General features: G+C 45.1%; 15 protein-coding genes. 5 read left to right on the top strand and 10 right to left on the bottom strand.

Features of this window, described 5'->3' with window-relative positions:
• The first annotated feature begins 83 nt into the window (after positions 1–83).
• Both ACOJRU_RS00810 and ACOJRU_RS00805 read left to right on the top strand, forming a co-directional pair.
• On the top strand, positions 84–299 hold the full coding sequence (locus ACOJRU_RS00810) for a YgaP family membrane protein (protein ID WP_421133175.1): 216 nt from the start codon (positions 84–86) through the stop codon (positions 297–299).
• A gap of 28 nt (positions 300–327) precedes the next feature.
• Positions 328–2,253 carry a putative bifunctional diguanylate cyclase/phosphodiesterase gene (locus ACOJRU_RS00805; protein ID WP_421133174.1) on the top strand — a complete coding sequence of 642 codons (1,926 nt, stop codon included), beginning with the start codon at positions 328–330 and terminating at the stop codon, positions 2,251–2,253.
• A 67-nt stretch (positions 2,254–2,320) separates the two neighbouring features.
• Here the strand turns inward: ACOJRU_RS00805 and ACOJRU_RS00800 are convergent, their stop codons facing one another.
• From ACOJRU_RS00800 to ACOJRU_RS00785, 4 genes are read right to left on the bottom strand one after another with little or no spacing between them, the layout of a single operon-like run.
• On the bottom strand, positions 2,321–2,629 hold the full coding sequence (locus tag ACOJRU_RS00800) for a DUF3240 family protein (protein WP_421133173.1): 309 nt from the start codon (positions 2,627–2,629) through the stop codon (positions 2,321–2,323).
• Positions 2,622–5,690 (bottom strand): efflux RND transporter permease subunit, encoded by a 3,069-nt coding sequence (locus ACOJRU_RS00795; protein WP_421133172.1) that lies wholly within the window; start codon positions 5,688–5,690, stop codon positions 2,622–2,624. The genes ACOJRU_RS00800 and ACOJRU_RS00795 overlap by 8 nt, the downstream gene beginning before the upstream one ends.
• The gene (locus ACOJRU_RS00790; RefSeq protein WP_421133171.1) at positions 5,687–6,721 is read right to left on the bottom strand and encodes a hypothetical protein; all 1,035 of its coding nucleotides are present in this window, start codon (positions 6,719–6,721) and stop codon (positions 5,687–5,689) included. Before ACOJRU_RS00790 ends, ACOJRU_RS00795 begins: the two co-directional genes overlap by 4 nt.
• Complete coding sequence (locus ACOJRU_RS00785) at positions 6,718–7,902, bottom strand: hypothetical protein (protein WP_421133170.1); 1,185 nt, start codon at positions 7,900–7,902, stop codon at positions 6,718–6,720. The genes ACOJRU_RS00790 and ACOJRU_RS00785 overlap by 4 nt, the downstream gene beginning before the upstream one ends.
• 120 nt (positions 7,903–8,022) lie before the next feature.
• Here ACOJRU_RS00785 and ACOJRU_RS00780 point away from each other — a divergent pair, with 120 nt between their 5' ends.
• Positions 8,023–8,514, top strand: a complete 492-nt coding sequence (locus tag ACOJRU_RS00780) for a helix-turn-helix transcriptional regulator (RefSeq protein ID WP_421133169.1) — start codon at positions 8,023–8,025, stop codon at positions 8,512–8,514.
• Between the two features lie 18 nt (positions 8,515–8,532).
• Here ACOJRU_RS00780 and ACOJRU_RS00775 read toward each other — a convergent pair whose 3' ends face one another.
• The gene (locus ACOJRU_RS00775) at positions 8,533–10,311 is read right to left on the bottom strand and encodes an ATP-binding protein (RefSeq protein ID WP_421133168.1); all 1,779 of its coding nucleotides are present in this window, start codon (positions 10,309–10,311) and stop codon (positions 8,533–8,535) included.
• 99 nt (positions 10,312–10,410) lie between these two features.
• On the opposite strand from ACOJRU_RS00775, the gene ACOJRU_RS00770 reads away from it, so the two are divergent.
• Complete coding sequence (locus ACOJRU_RS00770) at positions 10,411–10,827, top strand: BLUF domain-containing protein (RefSeq protein WP_421133167.1); 417 nt, start codon at positions 10,411–10,413, stop codon at positions 10,825–10,827.
• An 86-nt stretch (positions 10,828–10,913) separates the two neighbouring features.
• Here the strand turns inward: ACOJRU_RS00770 and ACOJRU_RS00765 are convergent, their stop codons facing one another.
• Positions 10,914–12,095, bottom strand: coding sequence for an NAD(P)/FAD-dependent oxidoreductase (locus ACOJRU_RS00765; RefSeq protein ID WP_421133166.1), 1,182 nt, complete (start codon positions 12,093–12,095; stop codon positions 10,914–10,916).
• Positions 12,096–12,372: 277 nt separating this feature from the next.
• Here ACOJRU_RS00765 and ACOJRU_RS00760 point away from each other — a divergent pair, with 277 nt between their 5' ends.
• Positions 12,373–13,212 (top strand): mechanosensitive ion channel family protein, encoded by an 840-nt coding sequence (locus ACOJRU_RS00760; RefSeq protein WP_421133165.1) that lies wholly within the window; start codon positions 12,373–12,375, stop codon positions 13,210–13,212.
• Between the two features lie 88 nt (positions 13,213–13,300).
• On the opposite strand, the gene ACOJRU_RS00755 is transcribed toward ACOJRU_RS00760, so the two are convergent.
• From ACOJRU_RS00755 to ACOJRU_RS00740, 4 genes are read right to left on the bottom strand one after another with little or no spacing between them, the layout of a single operon-like run.
• Positions 13,301–14,329, bottom strand: a complete 1,029-nt coding sequence (locus tag ACOJRU_RS00755; protein WP_421133164.1) for an ABC transporter ATP-binding protein — start codon at positions 14,327–14,329, stop codon at positions 13,301–13,303.
• Positions 14,329–15,849, bottom strand: coding sequence for an ABC transporter permease (locus tag ACOJRU_RS00750; RefSeq protein ID WP_421133163.1), 1,521 nt, complete (start codon positions 15,847–15,849; stop codon positions 14,329–14,331). Before ACOJRU_RS00750 ends, ACOJRU_RS00755 begins: the two co-directional genes overlap by 1 nt.
• The gene (locus tag ACOJRU_RS00745) at positions 15,846–16,880 is read right to left on the bottom strand and encodes an extracellular solute-binding protein (protein ID WP_421133162.1); all 1,035 of its coding nucleotides are present in this window, start codon (positions 16,878–16,880) and stop codon (positions 15,846–15,848) included. The genes ACOJRU_RS00750 and ACOJRU_RS00745 overlap by 4 nt, the downstream gene beginning before the upstream one ends.
• A gap of 9 nt (positions 16,881–16,889) precedes the next feature.
• Positions 16,890–17,699 carry a hypothetical protein gene (locus tag ACOJRU_RS00740; protein ID WP_421133161.1) on the bottom strand — a complete coding sequence of 270 codons (810 nt, stop codon included), beginning with the start codon at positions 17,697–17,699 and terminating at the stop codon, positions 16,890–16,892.
• Positions 17,700–17,971 lie beyond the last annotated feature (272 nt).

Below are 17,971 nucleotides of genomic sequence, written 5' to 3'. Positions count from 1 at the left end.
ATACAAATACCTAGCGGAAAGTCTACTGGTATAACGTTTAGACTGAGGCTATGATTAACTATGCAAAAAAGAGATTAAGAACAATGGCATTACAATCTAATTTGAACACTATCGACCGCGTATTGCGTGGCATGATAGGAATTTGCGTGACCGCGTTCGCGCTGTTTAATGGCGACGTTATCGACGACATCTTTATAGAGGTATTGTTAGGTATCTTTGGCGTATTGAACCTCATTTCGTTGGCGTCTGGTTGGTGTCCGGTATATCAACTTGCGGGTATCAGCACCAAAAAACGTTAACAACTTATAAAGGTTACGGCGAAACCGTATGCAAATGGCTCCCTTACTCGATCGCAAAACGTCGGTACGTCCTCGACTCATACTGGCGTGTCTAACGGTTTCATTGCTCATCGCCGCCATTTATGTCACGGTTTCCTATCGCCTCACTGCTGACGTAAGTCTTGAAACAGAATTAAATACCATGCAGCGCGTTGTAAGGTTGTTGAACAACGAACTTTTACGGCGTGATGGCAGTTTCTCTTCAAAAACAGAGGCATTTTCAAGGCTACTTATAACACCCGAAGACGAAGCGCCAAAAGTATTTCAGGTGGATTCACAGGCTAATCAATGGAAACAAGCACACCTGCTTTCCAATGGAGAAATGGACCGCCTTTTACTGACATTTGAAAATGAGCGCAGCCAAGACAACCACTTAATCACACATGACGGTAATACCTACCTTTGGTATCAGCAGAAAAGTGATGCTTACACCATCACCTTTATTCAACAAACGGTCGTGCTAGACACCACCCTATCACTGGTGGCTAAGCGATTATTAATTACATCGATTATCGTATTTTGGATTGCGGTATGGTTGGCACTTACGCTGTCATCGTTAATTGCCAAACGCGCAGAGGAAATCAACGATACGCTTACAGAATTAGCCACAACCGATGCATTAACTGGGTTGCCCAATAGGCTTTATCTTACCGACACACTGACCGCCGCATTGTGTACAAAAAGCGGGCAACCCGCTGTGCCTGAAGGGTGCCTTTTTGCGATTGATTTGGATAAGTTTAAAGAGGTTAATGACTCATTTGGTCATACCGCAGGTGATGAATTACTTAAAAGCGTGGCGCAAAGAATTTCAGACGTAACGGAACCACCTCACGAAGTAATACGAATTGGCGGCGACGAATTTATTATTTGGGCGCCTGAGTGCTCAATTGATGAAGGCAAACGTATCGCACAAAAAGTGGTTGAGTCATGCGATATCCCCATTCTCATTAACGGCCTTGAAATCAATACGGGCGCAAGTGTAGGGTTTGCTCACTTCCCAACACATACTGATAACTCTGAAACGCTTATTTCATGTGCCGATACCGCAATGTACAAGGCAAAAGAACAACGTAGCGGCTGGCAGCTTTATGATGATCAAAAAGTCGCTAACCATAAGCAAGATTTACAGCTTCGCGCCGAAATTAACGACGCCATGTTAAACAATCAGTTAATACTGCACTTTCAGCCTAAAGTGGATATTCAAACCGGACACATTGTCAGCGTAGAAGGGCTATGCCGTTGGCAGCATCCACAATTAGGCTTGCTGATGCCTTTTGCCTTTATTGAACTAATTGAACATAGCGGTAAAGTACAAGAATTTGGTCGATACATTATAAAGAAAGCCGTTGAACACGTGGCATTATGGCGACAAGAGGGCATTTTTACGCCTATTGCTGTGAATTTATCCCCCTACAATCTGTTAGATCCAGGCTTAGACAGCTACATAAAGGGTTTGCTGAACGATTATGACGTGCCAGCGGAATGCATTGAACTAGAGCTTACTGAAAACGAAACCTGCCTCAATATAAAGTATATCCAGGGTGCGCTGGATAAACTCAGGCATTTAGGCGTTAAACTCGCAATAGACGACTTTGGGACTGGAATGAGTTCACTGGCGTACCTTGCAAACCTTCAAGCAAACGTACTTAAAATTGATAGAACGTTTATAAAAGATATAGAGACGAATAGTGGCCACCGCGCTATCGTTGCATCAACGGTGACGCTAGCAGAATCATTTGGCTGCGAACTTGTCGCCGAAGGCGTGGAAACGCACTCTCAAGCGGCCATTCTTACCTCGATGGGCTGCAAGCTTGCCCAAGGGTATTTGTATGCTAAGCCTATGTCTGAAGAACAAATAAAAGCACTTTTGACTAGCGGTGAGACGTTAAGCCCCCCATCCGAACAAGCCGTTTAAAAGGGCTAGGTAACTTCACCGCGCTGAAACCCCAATTGTCTCGCGGTAGGTATTTCATCTTAAATAGCTACTGTTCAATAACACCATGTTGAACAACAGGCGTAACAGTGAAGCGTATTGGGTATCGTGCGTTCACTTTTTTCAGCACCATGAGTATGCTGTCTGTATGCTCGCTATCATGGACAATATCCACGCGTAATAGCTCTCGCCCCCCGGCCACTTGCTCAGCAATGTCTAACTTCGCATGATTTCGGCTATAGCCAAAACAGGCCGAAAGAGAAAAGCCGCTAATATACTCAAGGGGCAACAAACAATCGATAATGTCATCCTTCTGGTTGTTATCAATGTACAGTGACAATTGTAGGTAATTATGCATTTTTTCTACGCTCCCAATAATAATAGCCAACTGGCAAGATATATAAGGTAATAAGCGTAGATGATACCAAGCCACCAATAACTACAATGGCAAGTGGCTTTTGAATCTCTGCGCCAGGCCCGGTTGCAAAGGCAAGGGGCAGTAAGCCAAACATTGCCGTCATGGCAGTCATTAGAATAGGCCGCAACCTTGCGACCGCACCGCTTTGAACACGTTCAAGTAACGATAACGATTGACGCTTGAGATCTTCGTAATGCGAGGTCATGACAACGCCATTGAGTATAGCCACCCCAAGTAACGCAATAAAGCCTACCGATGCCGGTACAGATAGGTATTCGCCTGTTATATAAAGCGCACAAATGCCGCCCATCATAGCAAAAGGCACATTGGCGAGAATCAGTAATGCGAGCGACCAAGAGCCAAATACCGTGAATAAAATCAATACAATAATTACAATGACTATCGGTATAACTGTCAGCAAGTTATTGCTCGCTCTTATCTGATTTTCAAACTCACCGCCGTATTCAAGATAATAACCCGTTGGCATAGTGACATGTTGCGCTACCGCTGCATTAACAGCCTCCACAAAACCAACTAGATCTCGCTCTTCTACGTTAGCCGTTACCACAGCAAAGCGTAATGCTTTTTCACGCTCGATAACCGCCGGGCCTTTTGTGCGTGTAATATCTGCAATACTCGATAACGTAAGTTGCGTACCGTCAGGCATTAAAACAAGAAGATCGTTAAGCTGCTCAGGCGATTTAAAAGCGGCTTCCCCCTGATGTAAATCACTAAAGTAAATAGGGGTGCGCACTCGCCCTTGTATGACTTCTCCTACTTGAACACCCGACACTTGCATTTTGAGGTAACGAGATAATGAGGCGGTTGTCATTCCATAGTCGATAGCAACACCCGGCGTTGGCACAATACTTAAGAAGTCTCCGCCTTCAATGAGAGTAGCGTTGACATCAACAGCCCCTTCTTGCTCACGCGTGACAGCCGCTACCTCGTTCGCCAATGACGCCAGTAAAGCTACATCATTACCAAAAATTTTTATAGCTAGCATACCCGTAGTGCCGGTAAGCATTTCCGACACGCGCATTTGAATAGGTTGGGTAAAACCAATATTAATACCAGGATAAGCGCGCAGCGCTTCACGTATTGCTGCTTCTAATGCTTGTTTTGTGTCAAATCTCCACTGATCTGTTGGGGCGAGTTGCATGAAGATATCGCTTTCATTCAGCCCCATTGGATCAAGACCAAGCTCATCCGATCCGGTCCTAGCAACAATCTGCTTAATCTCTGGAAAGTTTGCCAGCAACATTTTTTCTATTTGCTTATCTAATGCCAACGAGGAAGACAGTGAAATCGTGGGTGATTTTTCCAGTTGAACAATAATGTCTCCCTCATCCATTACTGGCATAAAGGTTTTACCTAAATTGCTAAACAAAAATGCACTAATCAATAGCAACGCAAAAACGCTTACCGCAGCCACACGTGAATGCTTTAGTACGTAGTGTAGCGAGCGGCGATATTGTTTTTGTAGAGATAGTAAGTAACGCGGTGCCCCCTCACTTTTTGAAGAAAGTAAAAAAGAGGCCGCTACTGGTATGAGCGTGAACGCGGTGAGTAGCGACGCGAGCATGGCGTAAACGATGGTTATCGCAACAGGAGAAAAAAGTTTCCCTTCAAGCCCACTGAGGGTAAGTAGAGGCACAAACACAACGATCACAATGATTGTGCCAGCAACAACCGGCGTAGCGACTGAGCGAGTAGCACGAAATATGAGGTGCAGCCGAGGTAACGGCTTCTGTTTACCTAGTTCAGATACCGTATTTTCAACCACGACCACGGCAGCATCTACCAACATACCAATGGCAATAACCAACCCACCTAAACTCATTAGGTTTGCGGTAAGCCCCGTAATCTTCATGGCTAAAAACGTCAATAACACAACAACTGGAATAATTAATGCCACAACTAATGAGGCGCGCACATTACCTAGAAAAACGGCCAACACCAACACCACAATGACCACTGCTTGGGCGAGTGCGTTAGTAATGGTGCCAACTGCCGTGTCGATAAGCGACTTTCGGTTATAAAACACATTAAGCGACGTTCCTTCAGGTAATGTCGTCTCAATCGCTTCTAACTTAGCCATAACCCCTTCAATTACGGCTGCGGTATTACTGTCTTTTAGTGCGACAATAAGCGCCTGCGTGGTTTCCTCTCCGTTGCGTGTTACGCCGCCATAGCGTGTTAAGCTTCCAAGCGATAGCGTACCGAGTTCGTTCAACGTGACCGGCGTGTGTTGGTAACTTCCCACCACCAAGGTGCCTAACTCCTCCATGGTAGTCGCTCGGCTTTGCGTGCGAATAATAAGCGCATCCACCCCTGCGCGGACTCTTCCCACACTGCCGTTCACATTGGCGTTACCTAACGCATCGGCTAGGTCATCGATATTAATGTCGTAGGCCACGAGCTTTGTGATATCGGGCGTGAATTGAAAAGTGCGCGTATAGCCACCTAATATATTGACATCGGCTACACCAGGTACGGTACGAAGTGCAGGGCGTATTTCCCAATCAAGTATATATTTACGCTCTTCTAACGAGAGCGAGGGGTTCTCAATGGTGAACATGAACATCTCAGAGAGCGGCGTGCTCATTGGCGCCAGCCCGCCTTTTGCCGTCGACGGAAGCATGTCAGCAATGGAGGACAATCTCGCACTGACCTGCTGCCTCGCCCAATAAATATCGGTGCCCTCTTCAAAATCTAACGTTATGGAGGTAATCGCATATTTGGTGGTAGAGCGAAGAATAGTTTGGTGAGGAATACCCAGCAATTCCACTTCTATTGGTTGTGTAATTTGGGCTTCAACTTCTTCTGCCGTCATGCCATCGGCTTTCATGATTACTTTAACTTGCGTGGGCGAAATATCTGGAAATGCGTCAACGGGTAGCGTAAGCCATGCCCGTATTCCAAATCCCAATAGCGCGATAAAAAGGCACAGAACAAAAAGCCGCTGAACCAAGGAAAATCGAATAATAGTGGCTATCACTCAATACCCCCCAACCCCAACAAAACACCTTGAACCGCACTCACCGATGACGACAGCACTTTTTGACCCAGTAAAGACGGATGCGTCTTTACGAGTAAGATGTCACTTTCAGATTGACCCACAATTTCTACTGGCACAACCTTTAACGCCTTTCCCGATAAGGCAAAGACCGATGCTTGTCCAGCAAGATAAAATACGCTTTTTGCACTTACTTCGAGAGAATCCATAGTTAAGTGAGCACTCACTTTAACCTGCTCACCAAGCTGTAATTCACATGACGTCGGAATTGGTGCAGACCACACATTAACTAATAGACGACGATTAACCTGTTCAATATTATCTATGCCCACTTTGCATTTATCCGTAGCTAACGCCGTAGCCTTCATAACGTCGTCACGATTCATCAGGGTAGTTAGCCGTACCGCATCAGCGCGAAGGATGGACCCCAGCAATGCACCATCATCGATGCGTGTGGTTTGCGGCAAAAGAAACACGCCGGTTTCAGCAGCAATTAAATAACCCTTGTCATCGTGATCTAACGGTTCAAACATTTCAGCAAAATGATTTAAGTGTCCCCACATTAAGTCGGCCTCATAATACTGCTGTGCAATATCAAACCAAGCGCCTTGCGAAATAGATTGTGATTCTATAAGCGGTTTATTGGCATCAAAACGCGCTTTTGCGAGCATTCTAAGCGTCCTCTTAGCCTGTAAGCTATCGCGAAAATGATGTACTTCACTTCCACTTAACTTAGCAATGCGTTGGCCTTGCTGTACCAACTCACCGTCTAGCACTAAATAGTCAATCTGCTGAGGGTTCATGGGTGACACAATACGTAAGGCCGCGCCAGGCAGCGCAGTCACCGTGCCTGAAGACACCGTTTTTTTAACGGTGCTAACTTGCTTAACGTTAAAATAAGATAAGTCGAGCTTACCGAGCGTGCCGATATTGATTGAATCATGGGATTCCGGTGATGCTGCAAATGTCGATATTGAAAACGTGGTCAATAGGATAAATACAAAACGGGTCATAGCGTCACTCCTGCTATCTGGTTTATTTTTGACGCGGCTTCCGCTAAGCGTACCTTCATCTTCTCCTGCTCTACACGCAGGTCTTGTTGTGCAATGAGTTGCTCTAACCACAATACCTTAGGTAAGTTTTGCTGTTGCTTTCCATACAATGCCGTAATTTCTTCGCCTATATGCACTTGTTGGAACAGCACATTTACCGCCTCATTGGCGTACTCATATTCAATAGTTGCCTCGTTTAATTGCCACGTGAGGCTGGCATAGGTTTCTGCTAGTGCATTGGTAAGTGCGTTACGTGCGTCCTGCCACAGTGCGTGATCATTTGCCGTGGTAGTGCCGCTGCTAGAGATGGGAATATTAATGTTTACGCCAAGTAAATTCTCATTGCCTGCAGGCCCGCGTAGCTGGCGAGCAATAAGGCCTAGTGTCCATGGCGACAAAGATTGATCAGCAAGATCGTAATTAATATCTAGCTGCTGCTGGCTTAGCGCAATCAGCCTAAGTTCTGGGTGATGTTGTAGTAATGACGAAGCGTTTTTAGCGACATCTTCTACCACTTCAGTAGGCAATGCATCGGTACCGACCGTGTGGTGATAATAATCTACCGCACTTTTTAGGGTGATGGATGCTTGTTTAACAGCTAGCTTGTGAGAAAGCTTCTCTTGCTGCCATCGAAGATAAGTTGCTCGGTCAATCTCTCCACTTTCAAGATAGGCCTCCATGGTGTTATCTAATGCGGTAATCCACGCCTGTTTTCGCAGTAAACCATCATAGTTTGTCTGTGCCATTAGTCTTTTCCACAGCGCTTGCCTAACCAGTCCGCTGACAAGTAACGAAAAACGCTGCGCTTGCATCGCAGAAACCGTGCGCGCAAGCTGGGATTGCTGCCTATCAATCTCTCTTACTGATGGTGGCTTAAAGGGTAAAAATACGCCTACTTCATACTCATCAGTTCCTCCTGTACTGTGACTTGGCAGTGCAGACGCTTGAAGCGTAATGGGTCCTTGAAGCCAGTCATTGAGCGCTTTTACGTTGCGCTCCATCTTGTCAGGACGTGAATCGTTTACACGCGTTAACTGATTTCGTGTATGGTCATACAAATCAGACAGCGACTCTGCTTTTAAGGGCGCAATATAGGTCAGTGCAATCGCACTGACTAAAAAGAAAAGAACGTGATTGGCCATGTTGTCGCGATGTAGGAAATACATCTTTCCATGATAGTGAAACATGCCAACATACTGCTTAATCTACATCAAAAAAGCATTAGACACCTGTCTAATAGAAAATAAGTAACTGATATAATTATGAAAGATAAAATTATTACTGTAGCGCTACTTATCATCACAACACTAAATTTTCTCGATGTAATGGTAGATTTGTCACTTAATGTACCCACGTCTCATATTATTGAAGAGTCGATGATTGTGTTAATTGCTGGCGTACTTGCCATTTACTTGATATTTGATATCCGCAAACGTACGCGCAATACAAGAAAATTAATCACTCAGCTACATTCGGCTAACGATCAACTTCATACCATGAGTAAACAACTTCAACAGGCTAAAACGCAGTATTTTGAAGCGATAGAAGCGCAGTTTAATGATTGGAAGTTGGCCCCAAGCGAAAAAGAAGTGGCATTGCTCATGATAAAAGGGCTGAGCACAGCCGAGATCGCCGCGACAAGAAATACCAAAGAAAAGACCGTGCGCCAGCAAGCCTCAACGGTTTATGCAAAGTCAGAATTGGAGGGGCGCTACGCCCTCTCAGCATGGTTTTTTGACGATATATTAAATTAACAAAAGGGCCGACGCTTTTTACGACGCCCTAGTAAGTGGAAGTGCTACTTTGAACTCGGTGTACTTCCCCAGTTCAGTGCTACACGTTATGCTCCCATCCAGCTTTTGAACAATATTCATGGTTACCGATAACCCTAACCCTACGCCTTTACCTATTGGTTTAGTTGTAAAGAAAGGCTCATACATTTTCGCCATCGTCGCATCATCAATACCCGGCCCATTGTCATGTACGATTAAGTGAAAACAGTCTGACTCATTGAAAGCCTTAATGGTCACGGCAGGCTTTGCAATATCGACACCTTCACATGCCTGAACGGCATTTTTCACTAGGTTATTAACCACTTGTTCAATAGCCCCTGTATTGAACGGGATAGGCGCAAGCGAGGGGATGTCAACGTGAATATCAACAGGGGTTTTCTCATCGTACTTGAATACTTTTAACGTTTCTTTTAGCACCTTTTGTATATCGCATGTATCACCTTCGTTCGTTTTTATATCGGTAAATGTGCGCAAATCCGCAATGATGCTCTCTACACGTTGAAGTCCGTTAAAGGAGTCGGTCACAATGGCGCGAATATCTTCAAGAACAAACTCAATGCCTTCTTTTTGCTTGAAGGATGTTAACGACGCTTTTAACTTCTGAGCCTGTTGGCTTTGCTGAATATCGATACAGGTAAGTAACTCTGACTGCATTGCTTGTAAGGTCATAATGCTGTCTAAGTATTTATCCATAGAAGAAAAGTTGCTGATAACAAACGACAGCGGGTTATTTATTTCGTGGGCAATACCAGCGGCCATGCGTCCGATACTGGCCAGCTTTTCTCTACTTTCTAATTCTTCTTTTGTGCTTTTTAATTCAACCAGGGCACTTTGCAATCGCTTGTACTGATTCTTTAAACTGTACTCTGCTTTCCTGCGTTCAAGCAAAATTGTTAATTGCTCGGACGCTTTATTGATTATATTTATTTGTTTCATCGAAACTCGCGACATATCGCTTTCGGGAATGAGAAAGAACAGAAAGCATACTACGCGCTTATACACCACAATAGGAAACGCCAGATAGCTGCCTATTGGTGCCACTGATTGCTCAAGCACAGCGTCAATGCCTGAATCAGCATGTAGCAAATCAATTTGAGGTTGTTGCTCTTCAATAGCTTTTAATAAAAAATTAGGGAGTGATTTACCCGAGAACACACTTTCGAACGCATTCTGCATGTTGCTTGGCGTGTCTTTCGCCGCCACAACCCGATAGCCGTCGTTATTAATATAAATTTCACAGCTATAAGCCGCATGGCAGAGCCTGGCAAGCGATTGGGAAAACGTACTTAACAATACCTTGGTGCTTTCATTCGCACGCGAAAACTGCGAGATGCACATCAGCATTTCGGTTTCAGCATCATGCTGCTTGTAGGTGCTTTCGATGTAATCAAAGGTATCAAGCTCACGTTTCAATACGCTTTGATTGAATAAACTTTTATCTTGGCGGGCGCACAGACATGCGTTGACTTGGTACTCTTCTAACCATTCGACTTCATCGAGTTTCTCTGACTCTGAATGAATAACCACAATACGCGATACCACATTGACTAACCCTTCACGGATATACTGAGACACCGACTGGCACAGCGCCACGTCATCAGCCGAGTCAATACACAGTAATACCAATGCGGGCTTTGCTTGGCGCATCTTTTTTTTTGCAGCACGCACGCTATTTACATGCTCAAATGTTTTCCAGCTGTCAGGTAATAGTCGCGTTGCATCAGCATGCGTGCATACCGCAATAATTGGATTATCCATTAGTAAACCACGTATTAACTATTTTATTTTTTCTGCTAAAGTTGGAGGATAGTCAGCATATTACGTAATTGCCACTCTATGGGTATCAGGAGAGCGTAAGTGAAGTTAGTTCAACTACTTTATTTTAGTCGTGCATCGAGAGAAATGTCATTAGCCGATCTTAAATCGGTGCTTGAATCGGCACGTAAAAACAATACTAATTTAGATGTAAGCGGAATGCTTTGCTATGACAGACGTTATTTTTTGCAAGCATTAGAAGGGGAGCGCGACGTGGTCAACGAACTGTATCTCGATATTGCCGACGATCCCCGTCATGATGAAGTAACCATAATAAGTTATCGCAATATAGATACGTTATCGTTTGAACAGTGGAAAATGGGCTATGCAAGTAGCAGTGCTGAATTTAATAAGCTGCTAAATGACATGGGCCAGCAAGAGTTTCTGCCTGACGAAATGTCTGAAGAACAAGCGTTCCATTTTTTAACGCATATGTCGAAAAGCCAGCAAGAGTTATAGCAGCGTTGCAAGGCCGCGTTTCAGCGACCTCATAACACAATTACTTTCACAACATATTCCCAATGGGCTGGTGTAAATGATTGGTACTACACCACCTGCCCTGCTGCCCAGCCACTACTCCACGCCCACTGGAAGTTAAAGCCGCCTAACCAGCCTGTCACATCTACCACTTCACCAATGAAGTAGAGCCCTTCCACATTTTTGGCCATCATAGTTTTAGACGATAATTCGTCGGTATTCACACCGCCAATTGTCACTTCTGCAGTGCGGTAGCCTTCTGTGCCATTCGGTTTTATTTGCCAATTTTCGAGTGCATTCGCAATGGCGTCACATTCACCGTGTGAAAGCTGTTTAACCGGCACATTGCGCCACGCGTTTAGGGTAATAAAGCTTTGCACCACTCGTTTGGGAAACACTTTGTTAAGGCAGGTTGCTAGCAGTGCATCAGGCGTTTCACTACGAGCCGTTTTTAATAGTTCGTGAGGGTCGTCGTTTGGTAAGGTATTAATGCTAAGCGCATCACCAGCGTCCCAATAGCTTGATATTTGAAGCATGGCGGGGCCGCTTAATCCCCGGTGTGTAAACAGCATCGCTTCTTTAAATGTCGTATCGTTACAGCTTGCGTAAACGTCGACAGCAATGCCGCTGAGTTCGGCAAGCGTGTCTTTATCTTTATCATGCAGGGTGAAAGGCACAAGGGCTGCTCGTGTTGGCAACACGTTTAAGCCAAACTGCTCTGCCACTTTGTAACCAAAAGGCGTTGCACCAAGCTTTGGCATACTTAAGCCACCCGTTGCAATAACCAGTGACTCGCATTGATACTCATCGATAGACGTCAACAGGGTAAAGCCGGTGTCCGTTTTTTCTATACTTAAAATATCACAGCGGGTAGTGATGGTGGCGCCCGCTTTTTCACACTCTTTTAGCAGTAAATCGACGATGTCTTTTGCGCTATCGTCACAAAACAATTGGCCTAACGTTTTCTCGTGATACGCTATGCCATAATCGGCAACCAGCCCAATGAAGTCCCACTGCGTGTAGCGACTAAGAGCAGATTTACAAAAATGTGCATTCTCAGAGATAAAATTTTCTGGGCCGGCATACATATTAGTAAAATTACAGCGACCGCCACCACTCATAAGAATTTTACGGCCAACTTTTTTAGCGTGATCGAGGACTTCAACACTTCGTCCGCGGGCACCCGCTTGCGCCGCACAGAAAAGCCCAGCAGCACCTGCTCCTATTACAATTACATCACGCTTTATCACTATGTGTTACCTTACCCAGCTTAAGTATTTAGGTCAGTTTTCACTGCCTTTTTGAAGTGCGGGATTATACGTTATAACCTGTTTGGTACAACGTTATCCCGTCTTAGACCAACAATTTAATCTTCGCACATTTTTCAATAATGATGGCTTTTCATACTTATTAATAATACTAACGTTATCGTTATTCTTTTATAACTAAGAACTTACACTGCTGTTCATTGCAATATAATGCGCAAGCGCCGACTAAAACGTATAAAAACCGCAGAGGAACATTTTCATGGAAGCGCTATTAGCGTCATTAGATATTAATCAATACTTACCGGCCGCGTTAGCCTGGGCAACCAATATTTTGCTTGCTTTGGCAATTCTTATTATCGGTCTTTGGATTGCTAGTAAGGTGTACAGCGCTATCGTAGCAATTGCCAGTAGCCATCCACAACTAGACGATACACTGTTTAAATTTTTTGGTAGCGTGGCACGCTATACTATTTTAGCATTTGTCGGCATTGCTGTACTAAACCGGTTTGGGGTGCAAACCGCATCGATTATCGCCCTACTTGGTGCCGCAGGATTGGCCATAGGGTTAGCACTACAAGGCACCCTGTCTAACTTGGCGGCTGGCGTTATGCTGCTTATCTTTCGCCCCTATAAAGTAAACGATTTTGTCGATGCAGCAGGGAAGTTCGGTAAAGTGACAGAAATCGATCTGTTCACGACCATTTTGCAAACCTTCGACAATCAGCAAATTATTATTCCAAACAGCCAAATTTGGGGCGAACAAATTGTTAATCACTCGCATCATGAAATACGCGGCGTTGATATGACATTCGGCATTGCTTACGATGAAAATATTGATGCGGCTAGAACGGTTATCGATAAAGTCTTAGCAGACCACCAACATGTACTTAAAGACCCAGCCCCATTCGTTGAGGTATCAGCATTAAATGATAGCTCGGTAGATTTTATTGTGCGCCCGTTTTGCCACGGCGAACACTACTTTGACATTCTTTACTCTGTGCCTGAGCAGGTGAAAAAGGCGTTAGATGAAGCCAACATTGAAATTCCGTTCCCGCACCGTAAAGTGATTGTGGTTAACGAAAATGCAAAGCCTCAATAAGAGGAAGTTATAAGGTACTAGATACATTAAGGGCGGCCCAGAGGCCGCCCTTTTTTATTCTATGCTGCAATATGGCAAAACGTTACGCTTACTTAGGAAACACTGCCAAAGGATGGGTAGTAATAAGTTGCACACGTGCGCGGGTACCAGGCGATAATGCATTTTCATGACTTACTCGTACCTTTAATTCATCACCATTGTCCAACGCGACAGCGTATAGTCGGCTTTCACCCTCATAGCGCACCCACTCTACCGCGCAATTAGATTCAGTTTGCGTTGCGGTTAAGCTTAAATCGTCAGGACGTACTAATAAGTCAACATCGCCACTGGCTTGTTGGAGAGGTGTGCCCGGCACATTACCAATATGTGTTACCACAGTGCTGTGCGTATTGGCAGCGCTGGTATCAAACTGCGCGCTTAAGAAACTAGCCTCACCCATAAAACGGGCCACAAAGCGGCTTGCTGGCTCTGAATAACATAATTCGGGCGTGTCTAACTGTTCCAGCTTCCCTTTGTTTAAAATGCCAATTCTGTCGCCTACGCTTAACGCTTCTTCTTGATCATGCGTTACCCATATCGCGGGCACGCCAGCTTTTTTAAGCGCATCACGAATTTCCCAGCGCAGGCTGTCTTTCAAGGCAGCATCAAGATTAGACAGCGGTTCGTCTAACAATACAAATGAGGGCTCATGCGCGAGCGTTCTTGCCAATGCCACGCGCTGCTTTTGACCTCCAGAGAGGCGAGCAGGTTTCGCGTCGCGAAAATTATCTAACCCCAACAGTGCGAGCCAATGATCAGCAAGCGCGGTGTCTTTTAAACGAAAACACACGTTTTCTTGTACCGTAAGATGCGGAAACAGGGCAAAGTCTTGGAACACCATGCCTACGTTGCGCTTTTCTGGCGGAACATGTTTAGCCGGTGTGCTTGCCCATGAAGACAACCTTATTTCACCCTCAGAAATAGGAATAAGACCTGCTAATGCTTGCAGTATGGTCGTTTTGCCGCAGCCTGTTGGCCCCACCAGCATAAGAATTTCGTCCTGCCCTAGTTCAAGATTTAACTTGTCGACAACGCGGGTAGGCCCATAACTCACTGACAAATTACTTACACTTAGCATTAAGAACGATCATCCTCGGTAACGGTAAACTGAGCTTTCCGCTCGCCTGATAACATCAGAACAAGCCCTAAACCGGAAAGCAATACTAGCAACAAGCCGGGTACAGCAGCTCTTCCAAAATATCCCGCTTCATAAACACGCCACATATAGGTGGCTAGTGTTTCAAACCCTGTAGGCCCAAGCATTAATGTTGCAGGTAATTCGCGCATGGCCTCTAGAAATACCAGCGCAGCACCAGCAATCATACCACGCAATGTAAGGGGTAATGTAATACGCACGAAGGCTTCTCTAGGGCTGGCGCCAAGTACACGTGCCGCTTTTACCAATCCAGAGTCTATGTTTTCAGCCGTTGCTCTCACACTGCCTACCGCTAAGGGCAGAAAACGCAGTACATATGCCATCACTAATAGCCCTAACGTTTGGTATAGCACAGGCAGCTGTAACCCCACATAAACAAGGGCGGTACCCATAACAATACCGGGTACACCAAACCCAAAATAAGTAATACGCTCCATAAAGCGGCCTGCTTTACCTGCAATTGCCGCATGCGCCACAGGAATAGCCAGTAACACTGCAACAATAGCAGCCAATAACGACGCGTGTGCAGAATTCCACGCATAGCTTAATTCGAACCCGCCGGTGCCTTCTCTTACCAGCCATAAGGTAAATATGCCCAGCGGCAATATAATGGCCATGAACACAATGGGCATAGCAGATAACAGCATTAGATTGCGCTGCCACGCTGAAGGAAATAATGAAAGGTGTTTGCCGGGGCGCTCAGACGCACCACCAATTCTACTTTCTACAAATAAAATCAGGGCGACAATGACCATCAGTTGCAAGCTCAACATAGCCGCTTGGCTTAAACCAAATGCATTGTATTCAACGAAAATAACGCGGGTAAAAGTGTCTAACCCCATGATGGCGGGTGTGCCAAAATCTGACAGCGCATAGAGAGCAGCCAGCAACGCGCCAGCAGCAACACTGTTTACCACACGCGGAAGCACTACGCGCCACAAACTGGCCGCTAACGACAGCCCCAAGGTTCGCGCAGCGTTCACTAGGCTGGCATCTAAGCTGAGTAAGCTTGCTCGTGTTGTCATCATCACAAACGGATAGGTGTATAAGCTCATGACCAATGCAGAACCCCACAGACCGCTAATGGGCGGGGTGGTAAGCCCTAAAACATTTTCTATTTCACCGCCACGTCCAAATGAAAAGTACATGGCAAACGCTCCAATATAGCTGGGGAGCGCTAAGGGGGCTGCCAATGCAATAAGCCAAAAGCGCTTGAACGGCAGTTGTACGTATGCGGTAAAAAAGGCCAAAGGTACGCCAATAATTACGGCACCTATAATTGTCAGCGCCATCAGCGCCACGGTATTGCCCAACACTCGTAGGTTATGGGTATCAAATAGCTGCGCGCTGTCTTGCGCGAGTGCAAACAACACACCCACTGGCAGCAAGGCCATGAGTGCAATAACAAACGCCAGTGGATATGACTTTGGCCAGTTTGTCACAGCACGCCAACTTTTCTCATTAAGTTAAGTGTTGGGCGTAAATCGGCGAGCTTTCTTAAATCCATATCAGGCGGTGACAAGGTGTCTAACGAAGCCAATCCTTGTGGTTGCGCTACGTTTTGAACCAGTGGGATTTCATACGCTTCGCTTGCTAGATAACTTTGCACTTCTTGTGTCAGTAAGTAACGAATAAAGTTAACAGGCAGGTCGCCTTCGCTTAATGCAACAATGCCCGATGCATTAACTAAACATCCAGCATCATTTTTTGTATAGGCTAAATCGACATTCGCGTCGGGCTTTCCAGACTTCAAACGTAGTGTGTAATAGTGGTTAGCAAAACCCACATCAACCTCACCGCGTTCTACACCCATCACAACGCCTAATTCGCCAGCATATTTTTTAGCATTTCTGTTTATGCCCTTCAGCCAGTTTTGTGTTGCTTTTTCGCCTTCTAGTACTCGCATGGCGGTAACAAAAGATTGAAACGAAGCATAAGCCGGCGCCCAACCAATCGCTAAATCGGTGTCGGCAAGGGCCATTATGCTATCAGGAATTTGAGCGGGTTTTACGCGTTGTGTGTTATAGGGAAGTGTGCGAACTCGCCCTGTTACTGGTGACCAGCTTGAATATTGAAATCCGTCTTTTAGTTGTGCCGTTAAATCGACAGGTAACGGCTTTGCCGCGCCTGCGTCAGTCACTACACCAATAGACCCCGTATCTACCGCCCAAAATAAATCTGCACGTTTCACGCCTGCACGGGTTTCGGCAACAATGGTATTAGCCAGTGCAGCAGAACCACCACGTCTAATCTTAAGGTTTAACTTAGGGTTACGCTTTTTGATTGCTTCAAGTACATTTTCATACAGGCCGCCTTCGCCGCGACCTAAGTACAAGGTTAGGTCGCCTTCAAGCTTTGGTAACGAGTCTACCGATACGCTAGAGGCTTGCGTCACGGCATTAGCAAACCCAAATGGCATGCTACCTAGAACACCTGCTGCGGCCAACCCTTGTAAAAATGTTCTTCTTTGCATAAAGCTTCCTTAGAATACGTCTTTACGACCTTTTTCTGCTTCAACCAGTAGCGTACGTGCACGGTCTAACTTTTCTTGCATGGCATCTACCACACTGCGCACCGCGTCTACCCCTTTATCTTGGGCAATCGCTTGAGGTAACGTTACATTGAAGTCTTTCTCTAATGTCTCAACCAGCTCAGCATCAAGTGCGATAAGTGCACCCTCTACCCCTTCAAACCGCTGTAGATAAGTATCATGAACTAATGTGGTTGCGACTTCATGAAGTTGTTCAGCGTATTTTGCTACAACACGGTCAATGCGTTTTTTAATATCACTGATCACTTCTGGCGGTGTAGTAGGCTCAACGTCAGTTGTTTGAACCGCTTTCACTAGACCTTGCTTTTGATATTGCGACGCAAGTTTAACTGCGCCCAAAGCTTGCCACAAGGCTTGATTCAATTTAGCTTGTTCAGCACGTACCTCGGCTAGTGGCTTACCGTTATCAATGGCCATTTTAACACCATAAATGCCTTGCCAAATTGAAGCATAAATAGGCACGTACTGTGTTTCGATAGCAGAATGAAAATCAACTTCTTCCCAATACTCAATCAGCGCATCGGTTTTTACGCTGTTGTCTTTTGTTTCATAAGCACTAACAACACCACCAAACTTTTCTTCTAGCCACTTAACTTCTTCCGTATATTCATCCATGTGGGCTTGCAAGTTATTCACATGGTCGCTAATCACACCGTTAGCAAAAGCAGGTGTAGCCACAATAGAAAAAGAAAACGCCGATACAAAAGCCAGTGCACTCAATTTTTTGAGAGATGTTGTCATAGTTATTCCTAATACGTTATTTATCACGCAAATGATACTTATTATCATTAGTAGAGTAAAGGTAACTCAACGTAGATACCTGTAATACTTTCGCAGCACAGGCGCCTTTATTTTCAATATCTTAGCGAAAAAAGAACCGTTTTTAATGGCTAAAGCGTTTGAATTAAAAGGCATTTATATAATGCATATGCATAAATTTGTTACCGTTTAACGAAAAGCATTATTATTTACGTTTAAAACCACGTAAGGTTTTGTAACAAGAACAAAAAAGG

This window comes from Alteromonas algae (assembly GCF_049117195.1).
Taxonomy (GTDB): Bacteria; Pseudomonadota; Gammaproteobacteria; order Enterobacterales; family Alteromonadaceae; genus Alteromonas.
This window is presented reverse-complemented; position numbering and strand designations above follow the sequence as displayed.

Excerpts from the sequence above, each read along its gene's own strand:
- ACOJRU_RS00785 (WP_421133170.1), bottom strand. The coding sequence starts at position 7,902 with ATGGCCAATCACGTTCTTTTCTTTTTAGTCAGTGCGATTGCACTGACC.
- ACOJRU_RS00755 (WP_421133164.1), bottom strand. The coding sequence starts at position 14,329 with ATGCTAAGTGTAAGTAATTTGTCAGTGAGTTATGGGCCTACCCGCGTT.
- ACOJRU_RS00745 (WP_421133162.1), bottom strand. The coding sequence starts at position 16,880 with ATGCAAAGAAGAACATTTTTACAAGGGTTGGCCGCAGCAGGTGTTCTA.
- ACOJRU_RS00760 (WP_421133165.1), top strand. The coding sequence starts at position 12,373 with ATGGAAGCGCTATTAGCGTCATTAGATATTAATCAATACTTACCGGCC.
- ACOJRU_RS00800 (WP_421133173.1), bottom strand. The coding sequence starts at position 2,629 with ATGCATAATTACCTACAATTGTCACTGTACATTGATAACAACCAGAAG.
- ACOJRU_RS00810 (WP_421133175.1), top strand. The coding sequence starts at position 84 with ATGGCATTACAATCTAATTTGAACACTATCGACCGCGTATTGCGTGGC.
- ACOJRU_RS00790 (WP_421133171.1), bottom strand. The coding sequence starts at position 6,721 with ATGACCCGTTTTGTATTTATCCTATTGACCACGTTTTCAATATCGACA.
- ACOJRU_RS00805 (WP_421133174.1), top strand. The coding sequence starts at position 328 with ATGCAAATGGCTCCCTTACTCGATCGCAAAACGTCGGTACGTCCTCGA.
- ACOJRU_RS00780 (WP_421133169.1), top strand. The coding sequence starts at position 8,023 with ATGAAAGATAAAATTATTACTGTAGCGCTACTTATCATCACAACACTA.
- ACOJRU_RS00775 (WP_421133168.1), bottom strand. The coding sequence starts at position 10,311 with ATGGATAATCCAATTATTGCGGTATGCACGCATGCTGATGCAACGCGA.
- ACOJRU_RS00740 (WP_421133161.1), bottom strand. The coding sequence starts at position 17,699 with ATGACAACATCTCTCAAAAAATTGAGTGCACTGGCTTTTGTATCGGCG.